The sequence below is a fragment of the TM7 phylum sp. oral taxon 349 genome (assembly GCA_018127705.1).
GTDB lineage: Bacteria > Patescibacteriota > Saccharimonadia > Saccharimonadales > Saccharimonadaceae > Saccharimonas.
Window position 1 is genome coordinate 306,655 of sequence record CP072328.1, and the last position, 14,393, is coordinate 321,047.

Genomic DNA, 14,393 nt, shown 5'->3' on the forward strand with positions numbered 1-14,393 from the left:
GTTCATTATGGAGCAAAGTGAAGGCGCATGAAGAAGTGGGCACATTTGAAAAGTTCATCGCGGCCTTAGTGCTATTGTTTTCCTCTGGAGCCATACTGTATAATAATGGAATAATAGAGAAAAATAAAAAACATGAAATTAGTTAGGCTAAGCGCAAATAAAAGCATTTTTAAAACTATACAATTTCGTAAAGGTTTTAATATAATCATAGCTGATCGCGATCAAGACTCCAGCGATAAGCATTCCACTAATGGCTTAGGCAAAACACTATTACTTGAAATTATAAACTATTGCCTCGGAGGCAGTCCATCAGAAACTCTCAAAAAAGAGGAGATGCGAGACTGGATATTCAGTTTAACTATCGAGATAGATGGAGAAGAAATTATCCTCAAACGGGCAGTAAAGGATCGTAAGAAATATGTAGAGGCGCTAGGAATTGAAGACATCAACGTAGATGAAGTTTGTTTAACCCTAGGAGAGAAGTTATTTGGCCTTAGCGTACGCGAGGTAAAAGACAAAAGCAATCACCCTACGTATCGCACATTAGCATCGTACTTCATGAGGACTTATGACGGCGCATTTTCTAATCCTTTCTTATGCTTTGCTGGGCAGAACGCGCTATCTAGAAATAATAATGCTGCTTTTCTAATAGGGCTAAACTGGCGACTATCTGTCAAATTCTCGCAGCTCAAATCTGAATTTAATAAATTAAATAACGCAAACAAAGCCATTGAAACGGGTGCCTTTGAGGTGTTTGGGGGCACGGTGGGTGATTTGACCTCAGAAAAGATAGATGTTGAATCGCAGCTTGCAGAGAAGATGAAAAGACTTGAGAGTTTTCAAGTCCACGAAGACTATAGAGATATACAAGCTAAAGCAGACGCTTTAACCAAAGAAATCCATGATATTATTAATGAAATCACTATAAACTCTCAAATTGTAGAGAGATACAAAGATAGTTTAAAAAATGAAAACGGTGATGATATAAAAATAGAGCAAATATACGAGGCAGCGGGCGCCATCTTTGAAAAATCCTCTCTACGCACGCTCGATGAGGTGATTAACTTTCACAGAGACGTGGTGCTTAACAGGAAAAATTATCTAGAAAGCGAGATCGAGCTATACGTAACAAAAAACAGAGCTTTAGATAGTAAAATGGAAAAACTCTCAAACGAGAGAGCTGGCTATTTGAATATACTAAAGACACATGGAGCTCTTGATGAGTATACAAAACTTCAAGATGAAGTCAACAAGAGCAAGGCCAAGATAGCAGACATAGAGAGCAGAATTTCTCGACTCACGGAGATTAAGTCAAGGATTGATGACATACGAATAGAGATTAGCGATATCATATCAAAGATGCGGCAGGAATATAACGGAGACCAGCCCCTAATATCAACAGCTATACGTTTATTTAATTCAAACTCTCGATTTTTGTACGAACAGCCTGGGATACTCTCTATTGATGTAGACAAAGAAGGATATAAGTTTAAAATTGATATTCAAAAAGCTGGCAGCGACGGCGTTAGTAGTATGAAGGTGTTCTGTTACGATCTTATGCTAGCTGAATATTGGTCTACTATACGTCACAGAGAATTTCCCTTATTCCACGATTCAAGAATATTTGCAGACGTAGATCCTAGACAGGTAGCAAAAGCTCTAGAAATTTCTAGTAGCAAGGCCGAGTCGTCGGATTTTCAGTATATTTGCTCCATGAATTCTGGGTATATGCCGTACAACTATCTGCCAGAGGAATTTATTAGTAACCTTAACAAGTACACTATCGCAAGGTTTAACGACAAGGATGAACACGGCACACTACTGGGCGTAACTTTTTAATATACCGTAAGCCTCTATTGAGAATCGTTGTCTTGCTTTTTGTATCTCTTCAAAAACCCCTCAAAATCAAACCCCTCATTCTTGCCGGCAACATGCGCAAATCGCTGCATGAATTTCAAGAATCCGATCGCGTATTCGCGATTGGCATTGTCCGGGTCATGAAGTTCCAGATAGTGGATCGTTTTCTGAATCGTTTCTTCGTCTTCGTACAGATGAAGATTCTTGATCGTGTCGTCATCGTTCACAATTATTTCACCTCCATAAATTTATTTAAGCCGATAAAATCTATCAACATTTCCGCCTCCAGCGCAGATGTTGTCCTTCTCATTATCTCACAACTGTCGCGATATGAAAGAATGTTTAGGCTGCCTTCGTAAATAATTTCTCTGTCGATGATGGCTAATTTGCGATGATGTTTGACTGTAAAAAGCACTTCGACGCCTACTGATTGTAGTAAACTTAGAGATTTTTGGGCTTGTAGTTTGTATATTTCGTCGTGTTCTTCAAGTGGTTTTGTGTTAAGCAATATTTTCACACTACGCTTTTTGAGACGATGAAATATTGGAATAAATCTTTCGACTCGGGCAGTTCTGAGAAACGGACTTTCGATGATAATGCTTTTTCGGGCTTTTCGCAAGTCGTGCATGAACTGGTCGTCAAAAGTGTTTTGGTCGTAGAGTTTTGAGTTTGATTTTCGCAAATTAAACATCACGCTCCTCCAAATCCGGCAAATACACCTCGCCATTTTTAATGACCATACCCAGCTCCTTGAAGCGATCTCGCAGCGCAAACAAATCGCGAAAAAGGAGTTCCATATTTATATTTGTAGGCTCACCATCAAAGGATTTATCATCCGTCCAGGTCTAAAACAGCTCGTTTACCTCTGGCAATCGAGCTGTTTTTTGTTAGTTTCATTAACTAAAGATATCCTATCAATATAACATCGTAAAGTAGGCTTTATGGAGGATTCACGGGACAGAAGTGTATTTTATAAAAGCACTTTCATATAGCGTCAGATACATTTAAATACTCCTCCAATTAAATTAAGCAGATACTTCCATATAGTATTTAGCTGTCCACATAATCTTCCCAGATCTTTAGTAAATCCTCACTGAACTCCGGCAAAAACCTTTCACTCTCAATGAGGTTTTTAATAAATTCGTAATATCTTCGCTCTTTTTCATGAAGATCGCCAGTGAAGAATAATGCTAGAATCTCGTCGTTATTTTGCGAGTCTAAGGTTTTGTAGGCGTTTTGCAGCGAATCCGCCGCGCGCGCCTTTGCCAGCTGCTCAATAAAGCCGCGGTAGCATTTGTACGCTTGCCAGTTTTCACCGCGACGGCGGTGCTTGATGTAGCGCAGCGAACCCATCATCACGTCGAAATAGTCGTGTTCGGCGCGCGGCTCCGTCCATTTTTTGCTTGATTTGTGCGGCACGTGAACGTTGTCGTTGCTAAAAATCAGCTGCGAATTTGGAAAGAAATTGGTTTTGCCGGGCAGCGAAAACCCGATGTCAATTTTGTGAAACGGACTCATACCGCTCAGGCAAAAGGTGCGGGCTATTTCATACTCGTTATTCGTAATCGTGTAAATTGCACTTAAGCTGAATTTATCTGCCAAACTCCTACGAGTATAGGTTTCGGCAGCAGCCGGATGTGGTGTAATGGCGGTCAAATCAATGTCAGAAAGGTCATCGTCTTTCCTTGCCGCTCGCGAGCCAAAAATGTATAGTTTAGAGATATACGGATTCTCGGTAAGAATTTTTAGGACTTCATCTAATGGCATATGGCTATCGTTCATAGATTCTCTAGATAATTCACATGGTTCAAGCCTACTTTAGCCTAGTCACTCGCTTCCTTTCGTAGCATCTTAAGTAGCTCATGGTACATATCTTCATGCCTCATATTATACCTAAATTCACACTCTTTGAGATGTAAGTTGAAATAGTCTTTTCTTAAGCCTCGTAGCTTGGTTAGACGCACCTTTGCTAAGCCCCAAAAGTTCTCTATGCCATTGATATGGTTCTTTTAGGATTGTTTTTATTAACGAATTCATTATTACCATGATTTACACGGGTAGTGACGCTTATATCCCCAGTCAACTAACCCGTCATAACTACGCCAACCATCACTGTAGATAGTACTATTCTAGCTGTACTTTCATTCGTACAATCTGCTTTAGAGTCTCTTAGGCTAACATGAGGTATAGGTACTAAGTACTATTTGGGTATATACCTTACCATGACGCTTTAATAGACCAAAGACAATAATCTTAGTCTTTGTTACTAGCTCTACGGAGACTATGTATATCATGTGCGCTACGTACTCTACGTGGTCCAAAATAACTTTCATCAATCTCAACTTCGCCAGAGAGTGGCGAGGTGGCCTCGCAGCGCTTGGCGATAACGGTTCGAATATGCGTCAGAATGCGATTGATTGTATTGCGGTTCACGCCGGTTAAAGAGGCTATTTGAGTAGCCGTGATATCTTCACAAAATAGCCTAACAATCTGCCTGGTTTTAGCCTCTGAAATATGTGAACGTTTTAGATACCTATTCCTCATCTGTTATTTAGTATAGATGATGGGGTTAAAGTAGTCTTGAATCATTCACATATACTAGATTTCGAGAGTGTGCTTAAGTACAGGCGTCGCCTTTATTATCTCACGGCTATCACTCCTAAGATAGATTTTGTCACTACTGAATTTATTCACTACCTCACAATGTATCATTGCTGTGCTAAAATATATAGGTAATGAAAGATATAATTAAACGAACGAAGATTCTGGTAACTCTGGGGCCAGCGACGAATTCACCGGAGAAAATTAAAGCATTGATTGAAGCGGGTGCGAATGGGTTTCGCTTAAACTTCAGTCACGGTAGCTACGAAGAGCGTCTTGACCAAATCAAATGGATTCGCGATGCGAGTCGGCAAATTGGTCGTCCAGTAGCGATTCTGCAGGATTTGCAAGGACCAAAAATCCGCTTAGGTGTGTTGAAAGATAATCACTTTGATGTAAAGGCGGGCAGCGAGATCGTTCTTGACCATGCGATTCAAGAGCACGACGGCAGCGCGAATCTGCCGATTCAATACAATTTGGCGGATAAAGTAAAAGTTGGCGAGCCGGTCTACTTGTTTGACGGTAAAATCCGCGGACACATGATTGAGCGCGTAAGCGATACGGCGATTAAAGTACGAATCGACAACGACGGCTTTTTGATGAGCCGCAAAGGCTTGAACCTGCCGGATACTGACTTTGGCGGCGATATTATTACGCCGAAAGATATGGCAGATATTGAGTTTGGCGCTGATAAAGATATTGATTTTGTAGCGTTGAGCTTCATTCAGAGCGCAGATGATGTTAATAACTTGCGGCAAATCTTAGTGAGCCAAGGCTCAACGGCGCAGATTATCGCAAAGATCGAAACAAAGGCGGCGATTGAGCCGGAGACACTGAAGGAGATCGTAAAAGCCGCTGATGGTGTGATGGTGGCGCGCGGCGATATGGCGGTTGAGACAAGCGCCGAAATCGTGCCGATCGTTGAGCGCGAAATTATTCGCTTGTGCCGTAAATACGGTAAATTGTCTATCGTGGCGACGCAGATGATGGCAAGTATGGTTGATAGTCCTGAGCCAACACGCGCCGAAGTCAGCGATGTCGCGACGGCGGCAATCCTTGGCACGGATGTCGTGATGCTCAGCGACGAAACAGCGAACGGAAACTATCCAGTCGAGACGGTAAAGATGATGGCGAACACGGTACGCTACACGCAGTCACGCTGGCCGATGAACGACATGCCGATTGAAGAGGGTAAAACAAACCGCCGTCGTAACGCTATTGCGCACGCGGCGGTTGAGGTAGCAGAGCGTGTGGATGCTGATTTTATTATCGCTGAAACGAAGTCGGGCGCAACGGCGGCGCGGATTGCAGCGCTTCGCCCTGAGTTGCCGATTATCGCCGTGACGCCGTCGCCGCGTGTGGCGCAGCAATTAGCATTGTCGTATGCGACGCGCAGTTATGTTCGCGATGATGAAGAGCATGCTGGCGTCAATGTCGCGAAGGAGTTGCTGACAATGGGCAAATACAGCAGTAACGGTCGCCTTGTTGTTGTGGTCGTGAGCGGTCGCCAGCCTGGCGCGACGGGCGGTACCGATACGCTGTGCGTGCGAGTTATTGAGTAGCGGGTTTGGGTAGCGCAATAAAATACACCTCGGTGTTCTTTAGTCTGAGGTGTATTTTTTATAAAAAATGATGCTTCGGAGTGCTAGACGCGCGCCGGTGAGTGTAGTACACTGGTAGCAAGATTAATCATAAGTATTTTCGAAACGTGGGCAAGAAACTTATCATTGCGAACTGGAAAATGAACCTCACGGTGAACGAGGCGAGCTTGTTTGTGCACCGATTGGACGATCTGGTTGGCAAACGCCGCGGCGTCGAGATTGTGCTTGCACCGACGATGCTAGCAGTCCAGCCGCTCCATTTGCAGGTGCAGCACCATCACTTTAATCTCGCGGCACAGAATTTTTATTGGCGCGACCATGGTGCATACACAGGCGAGGTGTCGGCGTCGCAATTGCGGGGGCTGGTGCAGTACGGCTTGGTCGGGCATAGCGAGCGGCGGCACGTGTTTGGTGAGCGGTCAAAAGATATTCGTAGCAAAGTTCAAGCGGCGGTGCGCAACGGTATCACGCCCGTGTTGTGTATCGGCGAAACGGCGAGCGAGCGCGCTGACGGCGAAACGGCTGATGCTATCCATGACCAGTTGATTGGCGGACTTGCAAACATTACGAGTGTTGAAGTTGAACATATTGTCGTTGCGTACGAGCCGGTCTGGGCGATCGGTACGGGCAAATTTGCCGCCCCGCGTGACGTGTCGCGAGCGGTGAAATTGATTCGCAAACAAATCAAGCAGCTGTTTGGCGCGTTGGCGGCAAAACATGTTCGCGTGCTGTACGGCGGTAGCGTGAATGTTGATAATGCAAGCGCGTATTTGCAGATTGACGGTGTCGACGGTTTGCTAATCGGCGATACGAGTTTGGATGTACGCGCATTTGCGGAGATTATTAAAAAAGCCGATGTAATCGATAAGGCGGTAGCGAGGAAAGTGGCGTGACGGAATTTGATTTTGACGAGCTTGACCGTTCAATTAGTGCGGCAATGGCAAAAAACAACGCGAAAAAAGCGAACGACTCAGCGGGTCAGTCGGCGCCGGGCGTTAGCCGATCAATGACACCTGAACGCCGCAGCGCGCCAGAAATAAGTCGCCCAGCGGGCGCGAGTGAGTCGACGGTAAAGCCGATTGTTGGTTCGCACCGCCGCGGTCAGTTTATGGATATGGTGCATCCGTCGTCGAATATGACAGCGCGCCGCTCGCAGATTGTGTCGCGAAAGCCGCACACCGTGCAACCAATTACGCCGCCCAGCGAGCGCGATGCAACGCAAGAATCGCCTCTATCGTTGAATGCTAATACAGAAACGAATGATTCTAGAGTAGAAACTCATAGCGCCGGGCGGCCGGCGGTTGATGCATTTCAATTTGACAAAGAATCGACAGGTGCGGCGAATGGTACTTCGTTCGTTGAGCCGAAAAACAGTGATATTGCCGAGCATGATTTTCGCTCTAACATGAATAGTCAGACAATAAACAACGATTCGCCGCTCCCGCCGGCGAGCTCTGTTGACGCGCCGCTTGCCGACATGGCGGATACTGCCGCGCACGATGATCGTCAAGCGTCAGCGGCGAGCGAATTGCACGAGCCGGCGTACACGGAGCCAGAAATTCAAGCGTCGCCATTCTTGCCGAATGCTAAGCCGGCGAAACGTCCGCTTGATGCGTGGCAGCATGAGCAAGAGCCGTCGATGCAGCAAATGAATGATTTGTCGGCAGCGCTCCAAGCGGATTTGGAAGTATCGCAGCCGGGCGAGACGCTCACAGCGAATGCTATTCCCGCGGCGACGCGCGATAGCATATCAGCAGATAATGAAGATGGGATGTTGGGCGCTGAGCCGATGGTAAATACAGAGCCGCAAACGAACGCCCCAACGTCCGCGCCCGCCAGTCGCCGTCTGTCTGATGTCGATCGCTTATCAGCGCTTGATCGCGAAACGCCAGCGCTTGTTGAGCGCAATACTTCCGCAATTGCCGAGCCAGAAACAACAGACTTTTTTGACTCCACGAAGCATGAGAATCCTACTTCCGAGAACGGTCGCCCGCCCATGTCCGTATCAGAACTGCTTGAGCACGATACGCCGCATATTGAAGCAGTGAAAGCTGATCCCGAGCCAACGCTTGATATGTCTGCGACGATTGAAGAGGTAGCAGCGCTTGAGAGCGAGCAAAAAGCAGTAAATAACACAACGTCAATTCCGCAGCAATATGTTGAACGCGATGTTGTACCGGAGCCGAATGCGGCGATTTATGACACCGAGCAGTACCATATTGATGTTGACGACGATGCACCGGCGCTAAAACAAGCACCGGCCTCGAAAGTAAAGAAGAATCCGGCGGTGCGCGTCGTGTGGCTGATTGTACTATTGCTATTTGGTTCGCTCGCTGGTGCGGCTGGCTATTATTTCTTGACGAACCGCTAGTATCGTATAATAAAGCTCATGGATGTTCTAGAGGGGCTGAATGACGCGCAAAAACAAGCGGTTGAGACGACGACTGGTCCGTTGCTCGTTTTGGCGGGCGCTGGCAGTGGCAAAACGAAGACGTTGACGCATCGTATTGCGTATCTGTTGACACACGAGAGAATCTGGCCGAATGAGATTCTAGCCGTAACGTTTACAAATAAGGCTGCGCGTGAAATGCGCGAACGGTTGGCACATCTGGCTGGGCAGGAAAACTCACGTCATTTTATGCCGTGGATGGGGACGTTTCATAGCATTTGTGCGCGAATTTTGCGTATGGACGGTGAGCATATTGGTGTGCCGCACAACTTCATTATATACGACGAAGATGATCGGCAAGGACTAATCAAGCAGGCGATGAAACGGCTGTCAATCAGTACTGATAAAGTTAAACCGCGCGCCGTCAGTAGCGCAATTTCAAATGCGAAAAATGATTTGTTAACCCCTGACGAATATGCGGCAGATGCCGGTTATCCATTTCAGCAGTCAGTGGCGAAAATCTACGACACGTATGAACGGATGCGCAGCGAAGCGGGTGCACTTGATTTCGACGATCTGCTGATTGAAACAGTGCGTCTGCTGCGCGATACGCCGGATGTACGCAGCAAGTATCGTCAGCGGTTTAAACATATTTTAATTGACGAATATCAGGACACGAATACGGCGCAGTATGCGATTGCAAGATTCTTAGTGAACGATGCGCGTAATATTTGTGTCGTCGGCGACGACTGGCAGTCGATTTATTCGTGGCGTGGGGCGGATTTTAAAAATATTTTGAATTTCGAGCGCGATTTTCCGGGCGCAACTGTTGTGAAGCTGGAGCAGAACTACCGCTCGACCGGTGCGATTCTGGACGCAGCGCAACAGGTTATCAGTAAAAATTTAGAGCGTACTGATAAAGTACTTTGGACAAACAGGGGTCATGGTGCGCCTGTGCAGATTCAAGCGGCAGCGGACGAATCTGAAGAGGCGTATATTGTAGCGAATCAAATTATGATGCAAACGTCGGTTGGAGCGCGTGATTTCGGTGATTTCGCTGTGCTTTATCGCACGAATGCTCAGAGTTTTGCTTTTGAACGTGCGTTTATACAACGTCGAATTCCATATCAGTTAGTTGGTGGTGTGCGGTTCTATGACCGTAAAGAAGTTAAAGATATTATAGCGTACTTGCGATTGTTGTATCAGCCAAACGACCGTATAAGCTTTAATCGGATTGTGAACGTGCCGACGCGTGGGCTTGGAGCGACGAGCGTTGAGAAGTTTTTGCTATGGCAAGCAGAAACAGGTATGAGTATCGTTGAGGCGTTAGAAAATGTCGATCAAACGAGCAAATTGACACCGCGTGCTAAAAATGCATTTATGCAGCTTGGTGATATGCTAAACACGCTGCAAGCGCGTGTGATGTCTAACGTGAACCCAAGCGAAATCATTGAGCAGCTAATTGAAAGAACTGGCTATCGTGATTATGTACTTGATGGTACACCACAAGCCGAAGAGCGTGAAGCGAATCTTGGCGTGCTCGCAGCAGATGCGCAGGCATTTGCAACATTGTCAGATTTTTTGGAAGAAGTTGTTTTGATGAGTACAGCGGATCAGGCAAATGACGCCGCAAAAGTAACGCTGATGACGCTGCATGCCGCGAAAGGCCTGGAATTTCCGGTAGTATTTATGGCCGGTATGGAAGATGGACTATTCCCGAGCGAACGCGCGCTTGAAGAAGATCTGCGTAGTCTTGAGGAGGAACGCCGTCTTTGCTATGTCGGCATGACGCGGGCGCGCCAAGAGCTGTACTTGACGTATGCGCAAAGCCGCCAGCAATTCGGACAGCGATCGTATCGTACGCCGTCGCGCTTTCTGGAGGATATGGGCACGGATATATTTGAGCAGCAGCCAGCGCGTCCGCCGCGACCGCGTTACAATGAATTTAACGAGTTTGTGATAGATTATGATATTGGCGACCGAGTGCGCTCGCCGCAATTTGGCGCGGGCGAAATTGTTGATATCGACGGCTTAGCGGTAAGCGTAACGTTTGAAAACGGTGTAACGAAAAAGCTTAATGTTGAGTACGCGCGGCTTGAGAAACTAGCATAAACGACGAAAATCTGCTATAATGAGCGGGCGTGCTTGAAAGGGCGCGCTCGTATGAAGCGATTGATTACAAAATCACCTTTTTACACTCGTATTATTGGCGCGCTGTTTATCGCGCTGTTTGGCGTTGCGTTGTATGTAGCGGTGACACCGCCCGTTCGCGCTGACGATACGTCGGTGGCAGCAGGCGAGCATATTATCGCGCTGCATGACGACGGCGCAGTAAAAGGATTTATAACGAAGAAAGCAACACTCAAAGAAGCACTCGCCGACGCGAATATTGCTATTGACGCGAACGATCGTACTGAGCCGGCGCTTGACACGAAGCTCGTTGCTAATTCATATCAAGTGAATATTTATCGTGCTCGTCCGGTTGTGATAAAAGACGGAATAACGGCAACAAAAGTGATTACATCGTATCGCACAGGCGCGCAGATCGCGAAACACGCACGTTTAGCACTCCATGATGAGGACAAGACAGAATTGTCGCAGTCCACTAACCCGCTCGGCGACGGTGCGTCTGAAATCATGACGATAACGCGTGCTACGCTATTTACCTTTGATTTTTATGGCAAAACGTCGACGTCGTATAGCCTCGGCAAAACTGTTGGCGATATGCTTAATCGAAAACATATCACATTGGCGCAGAATGATGTTGTTGTACCAAGTGTTGATACGCCACTCGCCGCCGGTCTGCATGTGCGTTTGTATCGCGAAGGTACGCAGACGATAACGCAAGAGGAGGAAGTGCCGTTTGAAACTGAACAAATCAAAGACGCAAATCGTGATAAGGGATATAAGGAAACTAAGACACTCGGTAAAAACGGTAAAAAGAACGTTACATATGAGATTATCATACGTAACGGCAAAGAAGAAAGTCGTAAAGAAGTTAATAGCACTGTCATGGTGGAGCCTGTAAAGCAAGTTGAAATTATTGGCACAAAGGTAAATTTACCGGCTGGATCGCATGAAGATTGGATGGCAGCGGCGGGTATACCACCGAGTGACTATGGTTACGTAAACTATATTGTTGAGCGCGAGAGTCGTTGGAGGTACGATGCTCGAAATGGTAGAACCTATGGTCTTTGCCAAGCTAATCCTGGTGATAAGATGAGTGGTGCCGGTTCGGATTGGGAGACGAACCCTATAACGCAGTTAAAATGGTGCTCAGGCTACGCTGCTGGTCGTTATGGCAGTTGGAGGGCAGCCTATAATCATTGGATAGCTCACCACAATTGGTAGATAATAATGAAGAATAAAAAATCCCTCGGTCAGCACTGGTTGCGTGATCAGGATACGCTTACATACATCGCCAATGCGGCACAATTAGCACCAAACGATACGGTGCTTGAGATTGGTCCAGGACTCGGTACGTTGACGAGCCGCCTGCTTGCACATGCTGGTCGTGTGGTGGCGGTGGAATTTGATGTAGATTTGGCACGCAAACTACCTGGGCAATTTCCGGGTAAGAATCTTGAGGTTGTCTATCAAGATATTTTGCGTTTTAATCCGTCCAAACTGCCGCATGGCTACAAAATCGTTGCGAACGTACCGTATTACATCACGAGTAAGATTATCCAAACATTTTCCGAATGTAACAATCCGCCGAGTATGATGGTGCTGCTTGTGCAAAAAGAAGTCGCCGAACGGCTCGCGGCGAGTCCAGGCAAATACAGCGTTTTAGCAATCGCTGCACAAGTGTTTCATCAAGTGAATACTGGTGTGGTTGTGCCAGCAGCACTATTCACGCCGCCGCCGAAAGTTGATTCACAGGTAGTGATATTAAAGCGTTATCGCGAGCCGGTCGTGCCACATGATTTACAGCCAGTGTTTTTTCGCTTGGTGAAGGCCGGTTTCTCGGCAAAGCGCAAGAAGCTGCGCAGCTCGTTGGCGGGCGGATTACAGCTAGATAAGAATTATATTGAGCAGCTTTTGTCTCGTGCACACATTTCACCTGACGTTCGTGCAGAAGAGCTGTCGATTGTGCAGTGGCTAGACTTAACTATGCTAAGTATCGTAAGGCGGTAGACTAATTGATATCCTCAAATATCGTTTAGTTTATTATAATGCAACATGCTCGTACATTGATGTCTATATTACAACGCACGTATCATTGACGGTGCCAGTAATATGTGAGTAAAATAATAACCACAAACACTAAATAACAAAAAGGTAGGTTGGAAAAATGAGAGGAATACAAAAACTATCGCTTGGCGTAGCGTCCTTAGCAGTTATTGGAAGTGGCATAATAGGACTTCCTGCGTATGCAGCTGCGGGTACATATACATGGAGAGGGGATGCTGGAGACGGTAAATTGGCAACTGCTGCCAACTGGGCAGAGAACGCTGTTCCGGCAGATGGCGCAAAACTAGTCTTTCCGTGCATTCCTGGGAGTGGGTCGGTGGAGCTGACAAATGATTTAAGCGCAAAGGTCAAAGAGATATCAACAGTGAAGCAGATATCTAATGCGCCAATTACGCCAGCTAGCTCTTGTAAAAGCTATGTTATTGACAAAGTGGATTTTCAGGCGGACGTGAAATTTAGCGGAGAAAATGTAAATGCCGAAGATACGCCATTTGTTCTCATAGGCTCTCAAACGGGCATTAAAAATCTTTCAGTAGATAATTCAAATGTAGAATTTTCGCGCGCTGTAGCTAAAATTCATCTTGATAATTTTGCGATAACAAACCAGGGCTGTAATGAGATCCCATATGTCGTATCGTCAAAAAATACAACAATTGGTGAATCTGCAGGCGTGAGTCCAAAAGAAAAAGGGAATATTACGGTTAAGCGTGGCGGTACGCTTGGTGCTCTAAACTATGAGTCTGTATCTTATGAAAATAATGTAACGTTTGAAGCTGGCTCGAAAGTAGGTTGGCCGAAAGCCTGCAAGGGTGGTGCGGGTACTCTGACTGACGTTACAGTAACGCTTACCGGCGACATTGTGTTAAATGGTGATGTAGAATATAAAATTGGTTCAACGGAAACGGTAAAAATCACTGGTAAACTGAGTGGTCCTGGGAAATTCGTACCGTCGGCACAGAATGAAGGCAAACTTGTTGTCGAGTCAAGGGATAATACAAGTGGTACGCCAAATGGTGAACAGGGTGCAAAATTTGAACCGGAGACGATTCATCTTGATGACGAATCGAATGACGCTCTTCAGGTTAAGAGAAATAAAACTGTATTCTTGAATGGCAAGCGTGGTTGGACTAGTGTGAATGAGGGTGGAGTTCTAAAAGGCAATGCAACAGTTGATTCCTTGTACGTAAGTGGCGTGGTTGCGCCGGGCAACTCTCCGGGGAAGATAACAGTATTGACAAATGGTTTTGCGCTTAATCAGACTGGCACGTACGAAGCTGAGCTATTTAACAAGGATCAGTACGATCAAATTGTCGTACAAGCTGGCGGTGTGAACCTGGAGGGTGCCCTTAAATTGATGTACTTGCCGGGTGGTAAGATCTCTAAGAATGAGACATTCGTAATTATTGATAACAAAGGCAGTGGACCAGTTAATGGTACATTTAAAAACCTTCCTGAGGGCGCGGAAGTGACGGTTGATGGCGCAGTGTTTACTATAAGTTATAGAGGTGGCGATGGTAATGACGTCGTGCTGACGGCTCAGAACGATTCGGTTGGTCCAAAAGCTCCGAACACTGGCGTGAAAGAAGTTCTTGCTAATCCGGCTATTGTCGCTGGCACTGGAGCTGTTACTCTTGGGGCGCTGTTTATTAGCAGTAAGAAAAAGATAAGTGCTCGTCGTTAACAGCAATTTATAGCGAAATTGCACCTCAAGCGGTTTGACTTGGGGTGCAATTTTTTTATATAATGCAGTC

The 14,393-nt window shown here is 46.2% G+C and carries 11 protein-coding genes and 1 pseudogene; 8 read left to right on the forward strand and 4 right to left on the reverse strand.

Annotated elements, in window-relative coordinates; genetic code table 11:
- Window positions 1–132 precede the first annotated feature (132 nt).
- The gene (locus tag J5A52_01625) at window positions 133–1,839 is read left to right on the forward strand and encodes a DUF2326 domain-containing protein (GenBank protein ID QUB37781.1); all 1,707 of its coding nucleotides are present in this window, start codon (window positions 133–135) and stop codon (window positions 1,837–1,839) included.
- A gap of 14 nt (window positions 1,840–1,853) precedes the next feature.
- On the opposite strand, the gene J5A52_01630 is transcribed toward J5A52_01625, so the two are convergent.
- The 4 genes and pseudogenes from J5A52_01630 to J5A52_01645 form a co-directional block, all read right to left on the reverse strand.
- Window positions 1,854–2,084: a hypothetical protein gene (locus J5A52_01630; GenBank protein ID QUB37782.1), complete on the reverse strand. Its 231-nt coding sequence runs from the start codon at window positions 2,082–2,084 to the stop codon at window positions 1,854–1,856.
- A gap of 2 nt (window positions 2,085–2,086) precedes the next feature.
- Window positions 2,087–2,584, reverse strand: a complete 498-nt coding sequence (locus J5A52_01635; protein QUB37783.1) for a hypothetical protein — start codon at window positions 2,582–2,584, stop codon at window positions 2,087–2,089.
- Between the two features lie 323 nt (window positions 2,585–2,907).
- On the reverse strand, window positions 2,908–3,639 hold the full coding sequence (locus tag J5A52_01640; protein ID QUB37784.1) for a nucleotidyltransferase domain-containing protein: 732 nt from the start codon (window positions 3,637–3,639) through the stop codon (window positions 2,908–2,910).
- 41 nt (window positions 3,640–3,680) lie between these two features.
- Window positions 3,681–4,401 (reverse strand): annotated as a pseudogene (locus J5A52_01645) (IS1595 family transposase).
- 191 nt (window positions 4,402–4,592) lie between these two features.
- On the opposite strand from J5A52_01645, the gene pyk reads away from it, so the two are divergent.
- The 7 genes from pyk to J5A52_01680 all read left to right on the forward strand — a co-directional run bounded on the left by pyk (window position 4,593) and on the right by J5A52_01680 (window position 14,323).
- A complete protein-coding gene (gene pyk, locus J5A52_01650; protein QUB37785.1) occupies window positions 4,593–6,020 on the forward strand; it encodes a pyruvate kinase in 1,428 nt (475 codons plus the stop codon).
- 146 nt (window positions 6,021–6,166) lie between these two features.
- Window positions 6,167–6,952, forward strand: a complete 786-nt coding sequence (locus J5A52_01655; protein ID QUB37786.1) for a triose-phosphate isomerase — start codon at window positions 6,167–6,169, stop codon at window positions 6,950–6,952.
- The gene (locus tag J5A52_01660) at window positions 6,949–8,430 is read left to right on the forward strand and encodes a hypothetical protein (GenBank protein QUB37787.1); all 1,482 of its coding nucleotides are present in this window, start codon (window positions 6,949–6,951) and stop codon (window positions 8,428–8,430) included. Before J5A52_01655 ends, J5A52_01660 begins: the two co-directional genes overlap by 4 nt.
- An 18-nt stretch (window positions 8,431–8,448) precedes the next feature.
- Window positions 8,449–10,560, forward strand: coding sequence for a UvrD-helicase domain-containing protein (locus tag J5A52_01665; protein QUB37788.1), 2,112 nt, complete (start codon window positions 8,449–8,451; stop codon window positions 10,558–10,560).
- 51 nt (window positions 10,561–10,611) lie between these two features.
- Window positions 10,612–11,799: a G5 domain-containing protein gene (locus tag J5A52_01670; protein QUB37789.1), complete on the forward strand. Its 1,188-nt coding sequence runs from the start codon at window positions 10,612–10,614 to the stop codon at window positions 11,797–11,799.
- A 6-nt stretch (window positions 11,800–11,805) separates the two neighbouring features.
- Window positions 11,806–12,585: a ribosomal RNA small subunit methyltransferase A gene (rsmA, locus tag J5A52_01675; GenBank protein ID QUB37790.1), complete on the forward strand. Its 780-nt coding sequence runs from the start codon at window positions 11,806–11,808 to the stop codon at window positions 12,583–12,585.
- 157 nt (window positions 12,586–12,742) lie between these two features.
- Complete coding sequence (locus J5A52_01680) at window positions 12,743–14,323, forward strand: hypothetical protein (protein ID QUB37791.1); 1,581 nt, start codon at window positions 12,743–12,745, stop codon at window positions 14,321–14,323.
- Window positions 14,324–14,393 lie beyond the last annotated feature (70 nt).

Excerpts from the sequence above, each read along its gene's own strand:
- rsmA (QUB37790.1), top strand. The coding sequence starts at position 11,806 with ATGAAGAATAAAAAATCCCTCGGTCAGCACTGGTTGCGTGATCAGGAT.
- J5A52_01635 (QUB37783.1), bottom strand. The coding sequence starts at position 2,584 with ATGGCGAGGTGTATTTGCCGGATTTGGAGGAGCGTGATGTTTAATTTG.
- J5A52_01665 (QUB37788.1), top strand. The coding sequence starts at position 8,449 with ATGGATGTTCTAGAGGGGCTGAATGACGCGCAAAAACAAGCGGTTGAG.
- pyk (QUB37785.1), top strand. The coding sequence starts at position 4,593 with ATGAAAGATATAATTAAACGAACGAAGATTCTGGTAACTCTGGGGCCA.
- J5A52_01625 (QUB37781.1), top strand. The coding sequence starts at position 133 with ATGAAATTAGTTAGGCTAAGCGCAAATAAAAGCATTTTTAAAACTATA.
- J5A52_01670 (QUB37789.1), top strand. The coding sequence starts at position 10,612 with ATGAAGCGATTGATTACAAAATCACCTTTTTACACTCGTATTATTGGC.
- J5A52_01640 (QUB37784.1), bottom strand. The coding sequence starts at position 3,639 with ATGAACGATAGCCATATGCCATTAGATGAAGTCCTAAAAATTCTTACC.
- J5A52_01680 (QUB37791.1), top strand. The coding sequence starts at position 12,743 with ATGAGAGGAATACAAAAACTATCGCTTGGCGTAGCGTCCTTAGCAGTT.